The sequence below is a fragment of the Neptuniibacter sp. QD72_48 genome, assembly GCF_047778065.1.
In the GTDB taxonomy this organism is placed as follows: domain Bacteria; phylum Pseudomonadota; class Gammaproteobacteria; order Pseudomonadales; family Balneatricaceae; genus Neptuniibacter.
In genome coordinates this window covers 617,507-634,830 of the sequence record NZ_CP180547.1, presented here as the reverse complement: position 1 = coordinate 634,830, position 17,324 = coordinate 617,507, and the positions used below count along the sequence as shown (strand labels likewise).

At 44.7% G+C, this 17,324-nt stretch carries 18 protein-coding genes; all 18 read right to left on the bottom strand.

Going from position 1 to position 17,324, the window contains the following annotated elements; all coding sequences use genetic code 11:
* Window positions 1-3 precede the first annotated feature (3 nt).
* On the bottom strand, window positions 4-1,038 hold the full coding sequence (locus ACMXYX_RS02655; protein WP_415906448.1) for a chemotaxis protein CheW: 1,035 nt from the start codon (window positions 1,036-1,038) through the stop codon (window positions 4-6).
* Window positions 1,035-1,820: a ParA family protein gene (locus ACMXYX_RS02650; RefSeq protein ID WP_415883439.1), complete on the bottom strand. Its 786-nt coding sequence runs from the start codon at window positions 1,818-1,820 to the stop codon at window positions 1,035-1,037. The genes ACMXYX_RS02655 and ACMXYX_RS02650 overlap by 4 nt, the downstream gene beginning before the upstream one ends.
* A complete protein-coding gene (locus ACMXYX_RS02645; RefSeq protein ID WP_415897498.1) occupies window positions 1,821-2,756 on the bottom strand; it encodes a flagellar motor protein MotB in 936 nt (311 codons plus the stop codon).
* A gap of 2 nt (window positions 2,757-2,758) precedes the next feature.
* On the bottom strand, window positions 2,759-3,499 hold the full coding sequence (locus ACMXYX_RS02640) for a flagellar motor protein (protein ID WP_415897497.1): 741 nt from the start codon (window positions 3,497-3,499) through the stop codon (window positions 2,759-2,761).
* Between the two features lie 5 nt (window positions 3,500-3,504).
* A complete protein-coding gene (locus ACMXYX_RS02635) occupies window positions 3,505-4,737 on the bottom strand; it encodes a protein-glutamate methylesterase/protein-glutamine glutaminase (protein ID WP_415897496.1) in 1,233 nt (410 codons plus the stop codon).
* 25 nt (window positions 4,738-4,762) lie between these two features.
* Window positions 4,763-6,859, bottom strand: coding sequence for a chemotaxis protein CheA (locus tag ACMXYX_RS02630; RefSeq protein WP_415906447.1), 2,097 nt, complete (start codon window positions 6,857-6,859; stop codon window positions 4,763-4,765).
* A 12-nt stretch (window positions 6,860-6,871) separates the two neighbouring features.
* Window positions 6,872-7,669 carry a protein phosphatase CheZ gene (locus ACMXYX_RS02625; protein WP_415883434.1) on the bottom strand — a complete coding sequence of 266 codons (798 nt, stop codon included), beginning with the start codon at window positions 7,667-7,669 and terminating at the stop codon, window positions 6,872-6,874.
* 18 nt (window positions 7,670-7,687) lie between these two features.
* A complete protein-coding gene (cheY, locus tag ACMXYX_RS02620) occupies window positions 7,688-8,071 on the bottom strand; it encodes a chemotaxis response regulator CheY (protein WP_040661672.1) in 384 nt (127 codons plus the stop codon).
* A gap of 80 nt (window positions 8,072-8,151) precedes the next feature.
* A complete protein-coding gene (locus tag ACMXYX_RS02615; RefSeq protein WP_415883433.1) occupies window positions 8,152-8,862 on the bottom strand; it encodes an RNA polymerase sigma factor FliA in 711 nt (236 codons plus the stop codon).
* Between the two features lie 12 nt (window positions 8,863-8,874).
* A complete protein-coding gene (locus ACMXYX_RS02610; protein WP_415897494.1) occupies window positions 8,875-9,702 on the bottom strand; it encodes a MinD/ParA family protein in 828 nt (275 codons plus the stop codon).
* Between the two features lie 15 nt (window positions 9,703-9,717).
* Window positions 9,718-11,154 (bottom strand): flagellar biosynthesis protein FlhF, encoded by a 1,437-nt coding sequence (gene flhF / locus ACMXYX_RS02605; RefSeq protein ID WP_415906446.1) that lies wholly within the window; start codon window positions 11,152-11,154, stop codon window positions 9,718-9,720.
* A 42-nt stretch (window positions 11,155-11,196) separates the two neighbouring features.
* Window positions 11,197-13,305: a flagellar biosynthesis protein FlhA gene (flhA, locus tag ACMXYX_RS02600; RefSeq protein WP_415883430.1), complete on the bottom strand. Its 2,109-nt coding sequence runs from the start codon at window positions 13,303-13,305 to the stop codon at window positions 11,197-11,199.
* A gap of 143 nt (window positions 13,306-13,448) precedes the next feature.
* The gene (gene flhB, locus ACMXYX_RS02595) at window positions 13,449-14,588 is read right to left on the bottom strand and encodes a flagellar biosynthesis protein FlhB (RefSeq protein ID WP_415883429.1); all 1,140 of its coding nucleotides are present in this window, start codon (window positions 14,586-14,588) and stop codon (window positions 13,449-13,451) included.
* Window positions 14,589-14,597: 9 nt separating this feature from the next.
* Window positions 14,598-15,371 carry a flagellar biosynthetic protein FliR gene (gene fliR, locus ACMXYX_RS02590; protein WP_415883428.1) on the bottom strand — a complete coding sequence of 258 codons (774 nt, stop codon included), beginning with the start codon at window positions 15,369-15,371 and terminating at the stop codon, window positions 14,598-14,600.
* A 4-nt stretch (window positions 15,372-15,375) separates the two neighbouring features.
* Window positions 15,376-15,645 (bottom strand): flagellar biosynthesis protein FliQ, encoded by a 270-nt coding sequence (fliQ, locus tag ACMXYX_RS02585; protein WP_415897492.1) that lies wholly within the window; start codon window positions 15,643-15,645, stop codon window positions 15,376-15,378.
* A 13-nt stretch (window positions 15,646-15,658) separates the two neighbouring features.
* A complete protein-coding gene (fliP, locus tag ACMXYX_RS02580; protein WP_415883426.1) occupies window positions 15,659-16,408 on the bottom strand; it encodes a flagellar type III secretion system pore protein FliP in 750 nt (249 codons plus the stop codon).
* Window positions 16,395-16,847: a flagellar biosynthetic protein FliO gene (gene fliO, locus ACMXYX_RS02575; RefSeq protein ID WP_415883425.1), complete on the bottom strand. Its 453-nt coding sequence runs from the start codon at window positions 16,845-16,847 to the stop codon at window positions 16,395-16,397. The genes fliP and fliO overlap by 14 nt, the downstream gene beginning before the upstream one ends.
* Window positions 16,848-16,850: 3 nt before the next feature.
* Complete coding sequence (fliN, locus tag ACMXYX_RS02570) at window positions 16,851-17,291, bottom strand: flagellar motor switch protein FliN (protein WP_415883424.1); 441 nt, start codon at window positions 17,289-17,291, stop codon at window positions 16,851-16,853.
* Window positions 17,292-17,324: the final 33 nt, after the last annotated feature.

Here is a 17,324-nt window from a genome sequence, read left to right as displayed (position 1 = left end):
CCGTTAGAAGGCCTTATCAAACTGATTCATCAATTCAGGAATATCTAAAATGGCACAACGCTCTTCCATATAAGTACCCCATAGCCACTTACGTGGATTATCACTACCAGCCCAAGATACTTTATCCACAGGAATTCGAACCGATTTTACCAACTCATCACAAGCAAGCGCCCAATGACGACCACGAAGAATAATTAATTCATCGTATTTAGCCATTTCCGGCTGGTAACGCTCGGGAATCAACCACAATGCAGTATCAATAACATTGGTATCTGCACTGCTTCCACCGAAACGACCTAGACACCAGTCATGCGTTGCATCCAATGTGAGAGATACGGAACTTAAATGCACCGCTCCTTCAATGTAATCGAACGGAATCGCCAAATTTAAGCCATGCATTTTTATTAATACACAGTTGATCTCTCGACTTGTTGCCCCTGAACCTGCAGCGGATAATTGCGCCTGGTCTGGAGCTTTCGCCGGTGCTGGCTCTGGCTCTGGCTCTGGCTCTGGCTCTGGCTCTGGCTCTGGCTCTGGCTCTGGCTCTGGCTCTGGCTCTGGCTCTGGCTCTGGCTCTGGCTCTGGCTCTGGCTCTGGCTCTGGCTCTGGCTCTGGCTCTGGCTCTGGCTCTGGCTCTGGCTCTGGCTCTGGCTCTGGCTCTGGCTCTGGCTCTGGCTCTGGCTCTGGCTCTGGCTCTGGCTCTGGCTCTGGCTCTGGCTCTGGCTCTGGCTCTGGCTCTGGCTCTGGCTCTGGCTCTGGCTCTGGCTCTGGCTCTGGCTCTGGCTCTGGCTCTTCAGTATTTTGATCTACAGAATATACAAGCAAAGCATTTTCTTCGCTTTCGATACCTAAACCTTGATGCTCTAGGCTTTCCTCAGCAGCAATTTTTTCTTCAATGGCAGCAATTTCAGTTTCTGTATCAATATCACCAGCATCAGGATCTGACAGCAGCGATTCCAAATAATCGAAAACAAGCTTTTGAACGCCATGAACTTCCACATCATCTTGTTCAAGAGGCTTTTTATCTGATTGACTCATAGGGCCTCCTGTTTTTGACGTTCAAGTAAAGTACGTAATAAACGCGCATAGGAATGAACCCCTCGACTACTAGAGTCCATAACCGAAGGTACAAGCCCTTGGATACTTGCATTCCTAAATTTGGTATCTACAGGGATAACCGCGTTAGATATTTCATTTGGATAATTATGATGCAGCTCTCGTAAGCTACTAACTGAAGCTTGAGTTCTACGATCATAGAAGGTCGGAATAATCGTAAAACTGAGTTTTTTACTACGCGCACGGTTAATCATATTAATTGTTCTAACCATCCGCTCTAGACCTTTTAGGGCTAGAAACTCAGTCTGAACAGGAACCAATAAATGTTCACATGCAGCTAGGGCATTCACCATCAACACACCTAGTACTGGAGGGCTATCAATCAATACATAATCATATTGATCACGAACGTGTGATAGGGCTTTGGCCACCTGCAATCCCATACCTTCGGCACCGACAGCTTTTCGCTCCAAAGTTGCCATTGCAGTTGATGCAGGAATCAGCTCTATACGCTCATGACTGCTTTTCAAAAGTAGACGTGCTACATCATCCCTCTTAACCTGACTACTCCCAGTGAATAGATCATAAACACTGTCTTCTAATTCATCTGGGTCATAACCAAAATAACTGGTCAAAGATCCGTGCGGATCTAAATCAATCAACAAGACACGATAGCCGACTTCAGCCAATAACCCGGCGATTGTCACTACTGTGGTTGTTTTGCCGACGCCACCCTTCTGGTTGGCAACTGACCATACATGCATTTAATTGTCTTCCTGTTCTGGCGACTTCGATTCAGCTTTCCTGAACAAAACATCACCATCTCCGGTTTCTACCTGTTCAATTACGGGTACTGTTTCTTTTTCCGGTGTTGATAACACCGTTGATACAGCATCAGCACTAACTTGCTGACTACCAAATGAAGATACGGTTCTACGGACCTTTTCGTCACGTGATACAACAATCAACACTCGGCGATTTAATTTCTGTCCTTCCGCAGTACGATTGCTATAAGCAGGCTGAAACTCGCCATAACCCACTGCAGCCATACGCTCTGGTTCTACACCAAATTGAGCAAGTAGCCTTACAACAGCGGCGGCCCTAGCAGCTGACAGTTCCCAGTTGGAAGGATAAGCATCTGTCGATATTCTCTGGTTATCGGTAAACCCTTCCACATGAATAGGGTTTGATCGCCCTTTCAACATCATTGCAATCTGTTCCAGCAATTGATCCGCAAGAATATTGGGTAACGCACCACCTGAATCAAATAAATAATTAGACCGCAGCTCGATAGAAAGCCACAGATCATTACCTGTAATTCTTAATTGGCCCTCATCAATCATCTTAGCAAAAGCTACAGCCATCTCCTGCTGTAATGCCTTTAAAATGTCAGTTTCTTCCTGATCCGGCGGGGAAATTGTAACTTCTGGTACATCCACATCAGTTTTGCCGCCGATAAAGATAGCAAAACCGCTTTCACTTTTTCCTTCACCTGGCGCAGGATTAACATCGATTGCTTGATCAACACCAACAAAGACACCTGCTAGCGCCTCTGTTAAATGCTTGTATTTTTCTTCGTTAACCGACGATATCGCATACATAACGACAAAGAATGCAAATAGCAAAGTAATAAAATCCGCATAGGAAATAACCCAACGGTCATTCCGAATGCTATCATCTACTACCTGTCGACGAGGCATAACTATCTCAAATAACCTTGGAGGCGCTGTTGAATCGCCTTAGGGTTTTGCCCCTCTGCAATAAACATCAATCCTTCTAGCACCATCTCTTGAGCCTGATACCTCATAGATATCAAACTTTTAATTTTATTCGCTACCGGAATTAAAAATAAGTTTGCGATACCTATTCCGTAGATAGTCGCCACAAATGCTGTCGCAATACCCGCACCAAGACCTTCAGGGTCAGAAAGGTTACTCATTACGTGAATCAAACCTAATACCGCACCAATAATACCTAGAGTTGGCGCATACCCACCCATACTTTCAATAACTTTGGCGCCTTGAAGGTCTCTTTGTTCTAGCGTAATAAGGTCAACTTCTAAAGTGCTTCTTATAACATCAGAACCTTTACCATCAGCTAATAAGAGAAGACCTGTTTTAACAAAATCATCGTTATGCTTATCAGCTTCGCCTTCTAAAGCTAAAAGTCCTTTACGGCGTGCAATGACGCACCATTGCACAATCTCCTCACTCTTACTTTTAAGGTCCTGCTGATTATTCCCAAAAGCCCAGCCAATCAACTTGATTGCTCGAACAAAATCTTGTTTTGGTGACTGAATGATTGCGGCAGCCAAGGTACCACAAAGAACAATTATCGCAGCAGGCAGGTTTAACAGCTCCTGCGCATGACCACCTTCGAGATAGTTACCACCAAGAACAGCTGCAAAAGCTAGTAATACACCTATTACAGCAGTGAAATCCATCACAACTACCTTCTATTACTCAAAATCGGCCCGAATTCAGTTAAATCGAGAATGTCATTAGCTAATCCAGCATTAACAACAGCTTGCGGCATACCGTAAATAGTACAGCTTTCTTCATTCTGCGCCCAAATTGTGGCTCCTTGCTGTCGTAACATTTTGGCACCATCACGACCATCAGCACCCATACCAGTCAAAATAATTCCTAGCACTTTATTTCCATAGCTTTTTGCTGCAGAAGCATAAGTAACATCAACACTTGGCTTGTAGGTTAAACGCTCATCTCCCGGCATAATTCGAATTTTATCCAAACTACGAGGATCAATAATCATCTGATGACCACCTGGAGCCAATAGAGCACGACCAGGCATCAAACGATCACCATCTTCAGCCTCTTTTACTGAAATTTTGCATTGCTGATCAAGACGGGTAGCAAATACCGACGTAAACGTTTTAGGCATGTGCTGGACCAACAAAATAGGATGTGGAAAATTAGCAGGTAATTGAGTCAATATTTGCTGTAGGGCAGCAGGCCCACCAGTTGATGACCCAATAACCACAATCTTACACCCAGAAGGAACTGAAACTTTTGATGCAGATTTATAAGCTGTAGATTTCTTTATTTCTGGCTGTGCAGGCTTAGCTCTTAGTTGCGAACTCGCCGAACGCTCCCTTAATGTCGAGCCTGAAGGGTAACGCGGTTTTTCAATGGGCCTTGTTGGCCTAGCAGACGGTGTTGAGCGAGTCGTTTTACTTTCAGCCTCTGGTCTAAACACCATTGATTTACTTTTACCACTTCCAACATTATTTGGAGAGATAAACGTACTACGAAGCTTAGAGTGACGAGATCGACCAAGTTCTACAACTTTATCCCTTAGTTGCTTTTCCAAAGACGCAGAATGCTCCATCCAAGCGCGCATATCCTTAGATAGATAATCGAGCGCACCTGCTTCTAGGGCTTGCAGTGTCACTTGCGCTCCTTCATGAGTTAATGAAGAGAGCATCAGTATATTAGTTGGGCATTCCCGCATGATCACCCTGACCGCTTCAATGCCATTCATTTGTGGCATTTCCACATCCATAGTGATCAAGTCGGGTTTAAGTTTTTTGGCCTGCTCAACTGCTTCCATGCCGTTTTGAGCAGAACCAACCACTTCTATTCGACTATCTCCTGAAAGCAAGTCAGTAATACGGTGCCTAAAGAAACCAGAATCATCTACTACCAGTACCTTAATAGACATCTTTAATTGCTCTCATTCAGGTACATCAAGAAGCGTGATATTTCAGCAAGTTCGGAATATCAATAATCAGTGCGATACGGCCATCACCTGTAATTGTTGCGCCAGACAGACCCGGCGTTCCGTGCAAGATTGTACCTAAAGGCTTAATTACAACCTCTTCCTGACCTACTAACTGATCAACTACAAATCCAACGCGCTGAGTACCAACCGTCACAATAACTACGTGGCCTTGCTCTGGTAAGTCTGCACTTTGTTGACCACCGATCAACCAACGTTTGAGATGAAACAAAGGCAATGCTTGGTCACGTACAATAATCACTTGCTGACCATCAACAACATTTGTCTTAGTCAGATCAAGGTTAAAGATTTCATTAACATTTACTAATGGTAATGCAAACGCTTGGTCTTCCAAAATAACCATCAACGTTGGCATGATTGCCAATGTTAGAGGTACCTGAATCGCAATACGCGAACCTTGACCAATTACAGAATCAATATTCAACGTACCGTTCAGCTGGGTAATTTTTGTTTTAACTACATCCATACCCACGCCACGACCAGAAACATCAGAAATTTCTTTCTTAGTTGAGAAGCCAGCCGCAAAGATCAGATTAAAGCACTCTTGCTCAGTAAGACGACGAGCAGCTTCAGCATCCATCATGCCTCGCTCAATTGCCAGATTACGCAGTTTTTCTGCGTCCATACCAGCACCATCATCCTGAATAACCAATAGAATATGATCACCTTCCTGCTCGGCAGAAAGTAATACATGGCCTTCTCTTGGTTTACCTGCAGCTTCACGAACATCTGGCGATTCAATTCCGTGATCTACGGCATTTCGAACCAAGTGAATCAAAGGATCGGCAAGCGCTTCAACCAAGTTTTTATCTAAATCGGTATCTTCTCCGCGAAGCTCTAAGCGAATCTCTTTTTTCAAGTTACGTGATAGGTCACGAATCAAACGCGGGAATCGACCAAACACCTTCTTCACAGGCTGCATTCGCGTTTTCATAACTGACATTTGTAAGTCAGCCGTCACCATATCTAGCGTACCTAATGCCTTCGCCATCTCTTCGTCTTCACGTGTAACACCAAGACGAACCAAACGGTTTCGGACAAGAACTAGCTCTCCCACCATGTTCATGATTTTGTCTAGCAAACGCGTATCTACACGAACATTGCTTTCTGCCTGAGGCTTAGCTTGCTGATGCGCAGCTTTCACTGCTGCCGCTGCCGCTTTTTCAGATTTTTCGGGGGCAGGCGCCTGAGCTACAGGTGCAGCTGGGGCTGGGGCTGGGGCTGGAGCAGGTACTGGTGCTTGTACTGGTACTGCTGCAGCGGGTGTGGTGGCTGGCGCTGTATTTTCTGCAAACGCACCTTTACCCTGAGATTGCAGCTCATCTAACAGAGCTTCGAATTCATCTTCAGTGATAAGGTCATCACCGCCTGCTGGTGCCGCTGCTGCTGGTGCTTTTGAAGCGCCCTCAGAACCAGGACCTTTACCTTGACCATGAAGTTCATCCAGCAAAGATTCGAACTCATCTTCAGTGATCAACCCATCATCAGCCCCACTCTCTTCAGCAGGCGAAGGGCCTCCCAAATCATCCAAGAGCATATCAAATTCATCTGAGCTCTGATCTGCATTATTTACTACTGGTTCAGGTACAGGTGCTGGCGCGGCTTCAGGTGCTGCCGGGGCTGGAGCAGGTGCTGCTTCAGCAGGTGCTGGAGCTCCGCCACTAGCAAAGGCAATGAGCGCCTGAATTAGTTGTGGATCAGCATTTTCTGGCTCTTGACCACCTCTTACGGCGTCAAACATCACGTTTACAGTATCCAGTGCCTGCAGTACTACATCCATCAGTTCCGGCGAAACCTTAATCTCGCCATTTCTCAACATATCAAAGAGATTTTCTGCGTTATGGCAACAATCAACCATAGGCTCAAGTTGTAAGAAACCTGCACCACCTTTTACGGTATGAAAGCCACGAAATATTGCGTTGAGCAGATCACTGTCATCTGGACGCTGTTCCAGATCGACTAACTGTTCAGATAATTGCTCAAGGATTTCACCTGCTTCTACAAGGAAATCTTCAAGAATCTCCTGATCCACTTCCAAACTCATACGGCGCTCCTCTTAAAAACCCAGGCTAGAAAGCAGGTCATCAACTTCGTCTTGATTGCTGACAACATCAGCACTGTCTTTGTTGACCTGCGGCCCTTCAGCCTGAATAGGATTCTTTTTATTATCCTGTTTGTCATCTTCAGGCGCTGTTAGCACCTCGATGCCCGACAATTTTTCAACCTGCGCAGCCATCTCCATCAAACTAACTAAGTGCGTTTCAACATTTGTCACTAAGTTAATAACTCGACGGATCAACTGACCTGTAATATCTTGATAGCTCTGAGACACTACAATATCGGTCAACTCTGACCGCAAAGTTTCAATTGTCTTTTCAGATTCTTCTTTTACTGCACATGTACGGTCATAGACGCCATTCAAATTGTCGTGCTCTTTTTCCAATTGACCAACAAGCGACAATAGATCCTTAAACCGTTCACTCTGTGAATCTAAACGATCAACCAGACCCAGTGCTTTATCAACACGATCCATGGTCTCATGTGCATTTTTTTCTGTAACTTCAATAACATAATTTAGACGATCTGCCGCATCAGCATCTTTTGGTGCCGCATCATCATCTAATTCCAAGCTAGTTCCAAGCTCAGTAGAAAAGGCTTTAATTGCTTCATGCAGGCCACGAGTCAGGTGACCCACTTCGCTAAAGAAGGTCTTATGTCTGAATTCGTGAAGCTCTTGAATCAGATCCATGGCTTCAGAGAGGTTCCCCTCATTGAGGACGGAAACTAATTCTTGAGCCTTCAACTGCAATTCCATTTCGAAGCGCCCTACACCTTTATCTGTTCCTGCAATCATTACAACGGACCTTATTTCTTAACCTAGGCGTTCAAAGATCTTATCAATCTTTTCTTTCAGCACTGCCGCAGTAAATGGCTTAACTACGTAGCCGTTCACCCCCGCCTGCGCCGCCGCAATAATCTGCTCTTTCTTAGCTTCAGCTGTAACCATAAGCACAGGCATATGAGCTAAGTTAGGATCAGAACGAACTTCTTTTAAAAGATCGATACCGGTCATTCCTGGCATATTCCAATCAGTGACCAGAAAATCAATTCCCCCTTGTTTGAGGATTGGTAGTGCAGTCTGACCATCATCCGCTTCCTGAACATTTGTCATGCCCAGATCACGCAATAGGTTTTTAATAATTCGTCTCATTGTGGAGAAATCATCCACTACAAGAATTTTCATGTCTTTATTCAAGACGGCCTCCTGTTAGAACTACGCAACTCATTGAGTCTACACTTAATTACCGCAATTACGTTGAGTCTGGTCAACCCTTTTTACTGCCAATCACTTAGTCGTGAACGCAACCTTAACGCTGCTTGACTATGGATCTGACTAACTCGAGACTCACTTACACCTAATACTTGACCAATTTCTTTTAAATTGAGCTCTTCATCATAATAGAGCGCTAACACCAACTTTTCCCGTTCTGGTAAGTTATTTATAGCTGTAGTTAGCGCTTTTAAAAATGCTTCTCGCTCAAAATTTTTATTTGGACCCGGGTCATCATTTGCAAAAGACTCCCCTGGACCTTCATGTTGAGGATTGATCATCTCCTCAAAACTAAAGAGTCTGCTATCTAAACTATCCTTAAGCAAATTATGGTAATCAGCAACACTGATACCCATCTCTTTAGCCACTTCTGAATCTGTTGCATCGCGCCCTGTTCTAGCTTCTATCTGCTGGATAGCTTCTGTTACGCGACGACTATTTCGATGTACTGAACGCGGCGTCCAATCGCCACGGCGTACCTCATCAATGATGGAGCCACGAATGCGGATCCCTGCATAAGTTTCAAAGCTTGCTCCTTTCGAAGCATCGTATTTACTTGCGGCTTCGAGTAAACCGATCATACCTGCTTGTATAAGATCATCCAGCATTACGGTCGCAGGCAAACGAGCAAGCAAATGATGTGCAATACGTTTAACTAGCGGCGCATACTGCTCAATTAGCTCTTCACTCGTTTGTAATTGCAGCTGGTTGTACATACCGCCTCTTTGCTAATCCGAAGAACGAACTCCCTGAACGAGTCGTTCAACAAAAAACTCTAAATGACCTCGGGGCACAGTTTGAACCGGCCACCCATTTACTTTATTCGCTAATTGACGATATGCCAAGGAGACTTTGCTCTTTGGAAACGCTTTTAAAACAGCCACTTGACGCTGAACCGCCTTACGAACATTTTCATCATAAGGGATTGATCCTACATATTGAAGCGTCACATCAAGAAACCTATCAGTAACTGTTAATAACTTCCCGAACATATTCCGCCCTTCCTGTTCACTTCGCACCATATTGGCCAGAACACGGAAGCGGGTCATTTTATAATCCCGATTTAACAGTTTAATTAAAGCATAAGCATCGGTAATTGAGGTGGGTTCATCACAAACAACAACTAAAACTTCTTGTGCAGCTTTAACAAAGCTCACCACCGAATCAGAAATGCCTGCTGCCGTATCAATAATAAGAACATCAGTATCGTCAGCAACCTCATTAAAAGCATGTATTAATTCTGCATGCTCATGCGGGGACAATGCTGTCATCTCTTGTGTACCAGATGAAGCAGGTACAATTTTTAGATGCTCGCCTACGTCCAGCATAATATCCTTTAGGCCACATTCACCATTCAGAACATCAGCAATATTCTTTTTCGGGCGCAAACCTAACATCACATCGACGTTTGCTAAACCTAAATCAGCATCCATCAATATAGATTTATGACCTAGATCACCTAATGCAAGCGCCAAATTCACCGAGACGTTAGTTTTACCAACGCCGCCTTTACCACCGGTTACCGCAATTACTTTAACGGGTTTATGTTGATTCATTATTAATTCCCACCATTAACCCGTCTTATAAATAGAATCGAGTGCAGACATTTTCTTTTCTGCTTCGATAGCGCGTTGAGCCGTTATAACAGCTCGACTAACCAACTCATGTTTTTTGGCAATATCAATATCATCAGGAATACGTTGACCATCAGTAACATAGGAAACAGGCAAACGCTTTTCAACGATCAAAGAGATTGCTTCACCTAAGCTACCAGACTCATCCATTTTACTCAGAACACAGCCATTTAAACCTAAGCCCTGATAAGCATTAAACGCCTGTTCGACAACCCTACGTTGACTACTACAAGAAACCACCAAAAGCTTTTTGAGACGCAAGCTTACACCTTCTAGCATGGCCAACTGAGCCTCACTATGCGGCTCATTGGCGTTAAGTCCAGCCGTATCAATCAGCACTAATCGTTTATTTCGAAGAGAATGAAGAACATCATCCAGACTGTTACTTTCATCAACAACCCGGACCGGAACATCTAGTATTCGGCCAAAAGTCCGCAATTGTTCATGCGCAGCTATTCGATAAGTATCCGTCGTTACTAACGCCATACTCGAACTGCCGTATTTCAATACATGACGCGCAGCAAGCTTACCAATTGTTGTTGTTTTACCAACACCAGTAGGACCAACAAAAGCAATCATTCCGCCGCGCTCAATGAAATCCTCTCCCATCACAGGAATTGCATCTGACAAGCGGGTCAAAGCATTTTTCCATGCCTTGTCCGGCGCCAAACCTGACTCAACATGAGATAGAAGATGCGTAGATAATTTTTCACTCACACCTAACAGCTCAAATTTCTTCTGTAATGGTGATTTTGCTGGCGCGGAAGCTTGCACATTACCTTGAGCTAGAACTTGCTGACTAAGAAGGTTTTTAAGCTGTGCAATTTCATCCTGCATTGACTGAATAAGATGATCAGCCCCGTCATTAAGCGGAGCAGCAGACATGGACAGCTCATTTTGGAGATCCAACCCCAAGCCTAATTCATCAGTAGCTGGCTGTTTGATAAAATTCTGATGAGCAGCATTAGCTTTCTGCCTCTGCCTTTGCTTAAGCGAGGTCAAAATTTCTCTGAGATCATCATCTTGCTCGATCTGCTTATTTACCTGCCCAGGAACGTCATAATTTTGACTATCCTGTTTGCCTTGCGCTTCCGCAATCTGCATTCGCGCCTTTTGCAGTTCCCCTTCTAAGTCTCGGTTAGAAGCACCAGCACCTGTCAGGACATCAATCTGAGATTGTCGCTTTTGCGTTTTCTTTTGCTTGCGGGAGAACTCTTGTTGGGCAGCCTCATAGTCATTTTCGTGCGCAGCCACAACCTCAACCCCACCAGCAACACGATGATTAGACACGATCACAGCATCAGGACCTATCTCATCCCTAACCCGCTGCATTGCCTGGCGCATATCTGGTGCAAAAAAGCGTTTTACTTTCATATCAATTCCTTATCGGCCACCACAAGCTGGGCTAAAGTACGTTTATGCCGCATTTTCCCCTCCCACTGTCGAGACAATCGTGACCTTTTTATTTTCAGGAATTTCCTGATAGGAGAGCACATTAATCTGGTGCTCTCCATACCTTACAAATTTAGCCATAAGCGGTCGCACTGGTGCTGCAACCAAAAGAACGGATGGACGCCCCATCATTTCTTGCTGTGTTGCAGCTTCAGACAGAGAGGACTGCAGCCTCTCAGCCATACCAGGCTCCAACACCAATCCATTATCTTGCCCCTGCTGAACAGAATTCAGCAAGAGCTGTTCCAATTGCGGAGCTAAAGTAATGACTGGCAGCTCAGCCTCAGATCCATTAATGTTCTGCACGATCAAACGTGATAAAGAAACCCTTACTGCCGCCGTCAGAGCCAATGGATCTTGAGTTCTATTAACCGCATCCGCCAAAGATTCCGCAATCGTACGAAAATCTTTTAACGGCACCTGCTCCATCAACAAATTTTGAAGTACCTTAAGAAGAATACTGAACGACAATTTAGCTGGAACCAACTCATCCACCAGCTTCGGAGAGCTCTTCGTAAGCATATCCAATAGCTGCTGAACTTCTTCATGCCCCAATAATTCATGGGCGTGAGACTGAAGCAACTGATTCATATGTGTTGCTACAACTGTCGAAGCATCGACCACCGTATAACCCAATGATTGTGCATGTTCTTTTTGCGACTGTTCAATCCAGATCGCATCCAAACCAAACGCAGGATCTTTTACCTCTACCCCCTGCAATTTGCCAAACACCTGCCCAGGATTAATAGCCAGTTCACGATCAGGGTAAACTTCTGATTCACCTACCACCACACCCATCAAAGTAATCCGATACGCACCAGGCAATAGATCCAGATTGTCTCGAATATGTACCGATGGCACCAGAAAACCTAAGTCCTGCGACAGCTTTTTCCTCACACCCTTGATGCGGCTCAACAACTGACCACCCTGCATCTTGTCAACCATGGGAATTAACCGGTAACCCACCTCAAGGCCAACCATATCGACTGGCATAACATCATCCCAATCAAGCTCTCTCTTCTCGGCCTCATCCTCTTCAGGCATTTCAGCTTCTTGCTGCGCCTGTTCCTCTTGTACAGCCTCTTTCTCAACCTGTTTTTTGTGAATCCACCAAGCACCACCACCGGCAAGAAGAGCTAAAGACAAGAAGGCAAAATGCGGCATCCCTGGGATAATACCCATGATGGTAAGAATACCCGCAGCCACAGCTAAAGCCTTGGGCGATGCAAACATCTGCGATACAACCTGACCACCCATATCATGGGCAACGTTCTGACGCGTTACCATAATGGCCGCAGCAGTTGAAAGCAGCAATGACGGCACTTGCGCAACCAAACCATCACCAATGGTTAGTAGTGAATAGAAACGCATAGCAGTTTCAAAATCGAGATCGTGCTGCAACATCCCAATACCAAGACCACCCAAAAGGTTGATCACAAGAATCAAAATACCAGCAACCGCATCACCACGAACAAACTTGGAAGCACCATCCATCGAGCCATAGAAGTCTGCTTCTTGCGTCACATCCTCTCGCCTTGCTTTTGCTTCCTCTTGTCCAATAAGACCTGCATTTAAGTCAGCATCGATCGCCATCTGCTTACCCGGCATCGCGTCCAAGGTAAAGCGAGCACTTACTTCCGAGATACGACCCGCACCTTTGGTCACAACAACAAAGTTGATAATAATTAGAATAAGGAAGACGACAAAACCAACAACGTAATTACCGCCGATAACGACTTCACCAAAAGCCTCGATCACTTTACCGGCTGCATCGCCCCCCTCATGACCATAGAGTAAAACCACACGAGTCGATGCTACATTTAGAGCAAGACGCATCAATGTCGCAACAAGGATAATGGTGGGGAAAATTGCAAAATCTAGCGGGCGATTTGAGTAGACACAAACCAATAGAACAACAATTGAAAGCGCAATATTAAAGGTAAAAAGCACATCCAATAAAAAAGGAGGTACCGGCAACGTCACCATTGCCAAAATAACAAGCAGCAGTAAAGGTACGCCGATATTACCGCGCCCTAAACTTTTAACATTGTCTAAAATAACTGCCTTATCCACTCAGACCCCAAACGTCAAAAAAACATCACAACAACAATAAACACTCAATTCATCTTACAAACAGACATAGGTAGAGCAATAAAATCTGATGTTTTTTTGACGAATAGTTATACCGACTCTAAATTCTGCAATTTTTGCGCCAATTAAAGGTCATCTTTAAATTCATCAGGGATAGGTAATTTATCTACTTGTAAGTTACTTGGACGCTCAGCTTCACGCTCTTTATATCGCTTCAACTGGAATACATAAGCAAGCACTTGAGCCACAGCCATATACAAGCCAGATGGAATCTCGTCATCTATTTCAGTGGAGTTATAGATCGCACGCGCTAAAGGCGGCGCAGAAAGGATAGGAATGTCATGTTCATCGGCTATTTCTCGGATCTTTAATGCCACAAAGTCCGCTCCCTTAGCCACTAGGATCGGCGCACCACGCCCTTCGCTCTCGTATTTTAAAGCGACAGAGTAGTGAGTCGGGTTGGTGATAACTACATCAGCCTCAGGCACTGATTGCATCATTTGCCTTTGAGCAATTTCACGCTGTAACTGCCTAATACGCCCCTTCACCTCAGGTTTACCTTCAGTGTTTTTAAGCTCATCCTTAACCTCTTGCAAGGTCATTTTCATTTTTTCTGTATAGTCGTACAACTGATAAGGCACATCTACCACAGCCACAAGAATCAAAACTGCACTCAGCGCCATAAAAACCCAAATAATGGTCTCTAATGCCGCATCTATTGCGGGTCGCGCCTCAAAGGTACCCAGCGCCAACAGATCCCCCCTAATTGTCCATAAAATCAATATGGCAAATCCACCGACAAGCGAGAACTTTGCAATCGCCTTAAAAAGCTCAATCAATGACTTTAGGGAAAACATCCGCTTAAGGCCTGCTAAAGGATCTATTCGGCTACCTTTAGGCGCAATCGATTGCGCACTGAAGTTCCAGCCCCCTAAAGCAATAGGCCCAACCAAAGCAGCGATTAAAAGAACTCCAAATATTCCAGCTAAGCCCATGAGCGATTCTTTGGCTGAGATAGCGAAATGAGCCAACATTTTCTTAGGATCAAACACTGCATCTCTATCGAGAACAAAATTACTTTCCATAACGCCGAGCATGCTGTTGGCGAGCTGAGCACCGAAAACAATTACAGAAAAAACCGCAGCCATAAGCACTAGCGTTGTCGCCAGTTCTTTCGACCGCGGAACATCCCCCTTCTCCCGAGCCTCTTTTATTCGCTTGGGCGTGGGGTCTTCTGTTTTTTCCTGACCAGAATCTTCAGCCATAATCGCGCATCACAGAAAAAGGTTCTCGATATAATCCAAAACAAAGGCAGATATCCGCATATACTGATCTAAAAAACCACCTAAGTTCACCCAGTTAATAAATAAGCCAAGCACCATGGTAAATGGAAAGCCTACCGCAAGAATATTTAACTGCGGAGCAGCTCGAGACATGATACCAAACGCCATATTTACCACTAAAAGAGCCGTTACAGCCGGTAATGCCATAAGCATAGCAGCAGAAAACATCCAACTACCTGCCATCAAAATTCGCCAGTAACTCCTTCGATCTATTGCTTCCAAACTTATAGGAACAACATCAAAGCTTCGTACAACTATTTCAATCATAACCAAGTGGCCATTAAGCGCCACAAAGATCATCATAATCAATGTTAGATAAAACTGACCCAACATAACGACCGAGATACCATTAGCAGGGTCTGTCATTGACGCGAAACCAAGACCCATCTGAAGTGCGATCATCTGACCACCTAAGACAAAGACTTGGTAAAACACTTGAAATAGAAAACCCAGCATTGCCCCAACCAGAATCTGCTGAGCAATAATTAGATAGGTATTAAAATGTAGACCATCGAATTCAGGCATCGCCGGTAGCAATGGCGCGACCACAACAGTTACAGCTAGAGCCAAAAACAAACGCACACGGGCATTAACAAGCTGACTACCTAGTAAAGGTACAGCCATAAAGAATGAAGCAATTCGAAAGAAGGGCCACAAGAAGGCCGCTACCCACTGTTCAATCTGCAGAACACTCAGTTCAAACAAAGGGCTAACCTATAAGGTAAGGAATGTTTTTCACTAGAGTAGTGAAATGCTCAGTCAACTTGGTTAAAAGCCAAGGACCTGCCCACATAATTACAATAATTGTGATTATGAGTCGAGGCAAAAAGCTCAACGTCTGTTCGTTAATCTGTGTAGCCGCTTGAAAGGTTGATACAGCTAGACCCACTATCAAGCTTGGCACAATCAAGACACTAACAATCAAGACTATTAACCAAAACGCCTCGCCAAAGAGACTAAGTACGACTTCGGGTGTCATATCTCCTCCTTAGCTATATACCAAAACTGGCGGCTAAAGTTCCAATCACCAGCGCCCAACCATCCACTAATACAAATAGCATAATTTTGAACGGCAAAGAAATAATTACTGGTGATAGCATCATCATACCCATAGCCATCAATACACTAGCAACCACCAAGTCGATAACCAAAAAAGGAATAAACAGCATAAAACCGATTTGGAATGCTGTTTTTAATTCACTGGTTACAAATGCAGGCACAAGCACGGTAAAGGGTATCTGCTCAGCTGTTTCTACGGCTGGACTACCGGAAATTCTCATAAAGAGATCAAGGTCGCTCTCTCGGGTTTGCAGCATCATAAAATCACGAAACGGCCCACTTGCCGCTTGAAACGCCTCAAACACACCCATCTCTTCATTAACATAAGGCGTGACAGCCTGCACATACACCTTATCCAACACTGGTGTCATAATAAACAACGTTAAAAACATCGCCATACCGACCATAATCTGGTTTGACGGCGTCTGTTGCAAACCTAAAGCCTGCCGAAGAATCGCAAAGACAATGATAATACGGGCAAAAGAGGTCATCATCATGAGCATTGCTGGCAAGAAGGTCAGCATTGTCATGAGTGCAAGCACTTGAAGTGTCACACTGTAATTACTTTCACCATTTTCTCCGGTTGTAAGCGTTACAGCCGGAATCCCCACATCAGCAGCGCTAGCCAAATGCGGAAAAAGAAAGGAAGCAAGAAGAATTGAAACTAACTTAATCAGCCTCATCAACGCTCCGTCGCTTTGAAATAGCTTCTCCTAGGCGTGCAGCAAAGCTCTCACTCGGCTGATCATCAACAATAGGCTCATCAAAAGCGTGCAGATGAGAAACACGACCTGGCGCCACACCTAGTAATAGCTGCTTATCACCAACCTGGACTAACACTGCTTTCTCACGTGTACTCAAAGGCAATACGCTTAAGACCTTCATATGGCGAGCCATTGGCGTAACACCGCTAAAACGTTTAAAGCACCAAGAAAGGATAAAAATCATGCCAATGACAAACAGCAAGCCTAATAACAATTGCATGAAAGCAGCTGCAGAGAATGGCTCTTGATAGGTTGCAGCAGGCACGACTGAAGGCTTTGCACCCGAAGCAGTTTCAACACCCAACGCAAAAGCAGTGGGCGAGATAATAACAAGCAAGCATAACAACCAAGAACGCATAGATTACTTAAGACGCTTGATTCGTTCTTGAGGACTGATCACATCGGTCAGACGAATACCGTAACGATCATTTACAACAACCACTTCACCATGTGCGATAAGTGTTCCATTAACCATAACATCCAAAGGCTCACCCGCGACGCGGTCTAACTCAATAACAGAGCCCTGATTAAGCTGTAAAAGATTACTAATTGGAATATCCGTTTGACCTACCTCCATAGAGAGCGTGACCGGAATATCCAAGATTACATCAAGCTTAGGATCTGTAACTGGGGTACCTTCATCAGTTAATTCATCTAACTCAACTGAATCACCCGTTACACCTGTTTCGGCAAGCAAAGCATCAGGGTCGACAGTTTCGCCACCCTCTTCGGTGACCTGCTCTTCCATGGCCGCAGCCCATTCGTCGGCTAACGCTTGCTGGTCTTCAGTTTCATCACTCATTGCTTTTGCTCACTCTAATACAATCGCTTGCAC

Bases quoted from the DNA above. Each gene is read 5' to 3' on its own strand.
- fliN (WP_415883424.1), bottom strand. From the start codon at position 17,291: ATGAGTGATGAAACTGAAGACCAGCAAGCGTTAGCCGACGAATGGGCT.
- ACMXYX_RS02645 (WP_415897498.1), bottom strand. From the start codon at position 2,756: ATGCCTCGTCGACAGGTAGTAGATGATAGCATTCGGAATGACCGTTGG.
- ACMXYX_RS02640 (WP_415897497.1), bottom strand. From the start codon at position 3,499: ATGGATTTCACTGCTGTAATAGGTGTATTACTAGCTTTTGCAGCTGTT.
- fliP (WP_415883426.1), bottom strand. From the start codon at position 16,408: ATGAGGCTGATTAAGTTAGTTTCAATTCTTCTTGCTTCCTTTCTTTTT.
- ACMXYX_RS02650 (WP_415883439.1), bottom strand. From the start codon at position 1,820: ATGCATGTATGGTCAGTTGCCAACCAGAAGGGTGGCGTCGGCAAAACA.
- ACMXYX_RS02630 (WP_415906447.1), bottom strand. From the start codon at position 6,859: ATGAGTTTGGAAGTGGATCAGGAGATTCTTGAAGATTTCCTTGTAGAA.
- flhB (WP_415883429.1), bottom strand. From the start codon at position 14,588: ATGGCTGAAGATTCTGGTCAGGAAAAAACAGAAGACCCCACGCCCAAG.
- ACMXYX_RS02655 (WP_415906448.1), bottom strand. From the start codon at position 1,038: ATGAGTCAATCAGATAAAAAGCCTCTTGAACAAGATGATGTGGAAGTT.
- ACMXYX_RS02635 (WP_415897496.1), bottom strand. From the start codon at position 4,737: ATGTCTATTAAGGTACTGGTAGTAGATGATTCTGGTTTCTTTAGGCAC.
- ACMXYX_RS02615 (WP_415883433.1), bottom strand. From the start codon at position 8,862: ATGTACAACCAGCTGCAATTACAAACGAGTGAAGAGCTAATTGAGCAG.
- flhF (WP_415906446.1), bottom strand. From the start codon at position 11,154: ATGAAAGTAAAACGCTTTTTTGCACCAGATATGCGCCAGGCAATGCAG.
- ACMXYX_RS02610 (WP_415897494.1), bottom strand. From the start codon at position 9,702: ATGAATCAACATAAACCCGTTAAAGTAATTGCGGTAACCGGTGGTAAA.
- fliQ (WP_415897492.1), bottom strand. From the start codon at position 15,645: ATGACACCCGAAGTCGTACTTAGTCTCTTTGGCGAGGCGTTTTGGTTA.
- fliO (WP_415883425.1), bottom strand. From the start codon at position 16,847: ATGCGTTCTTGGTTGTTATGCTTGCTTGTTATTATCTCGCCCACTGCT.
- ACMXYX_RS02625 (WP_415883434.1), bottom strand. From the start codon at position 7,669: ATGATTGCAGGAACAGATAAAGGTGTAGGGCGCTTCGAAATGGAATTG.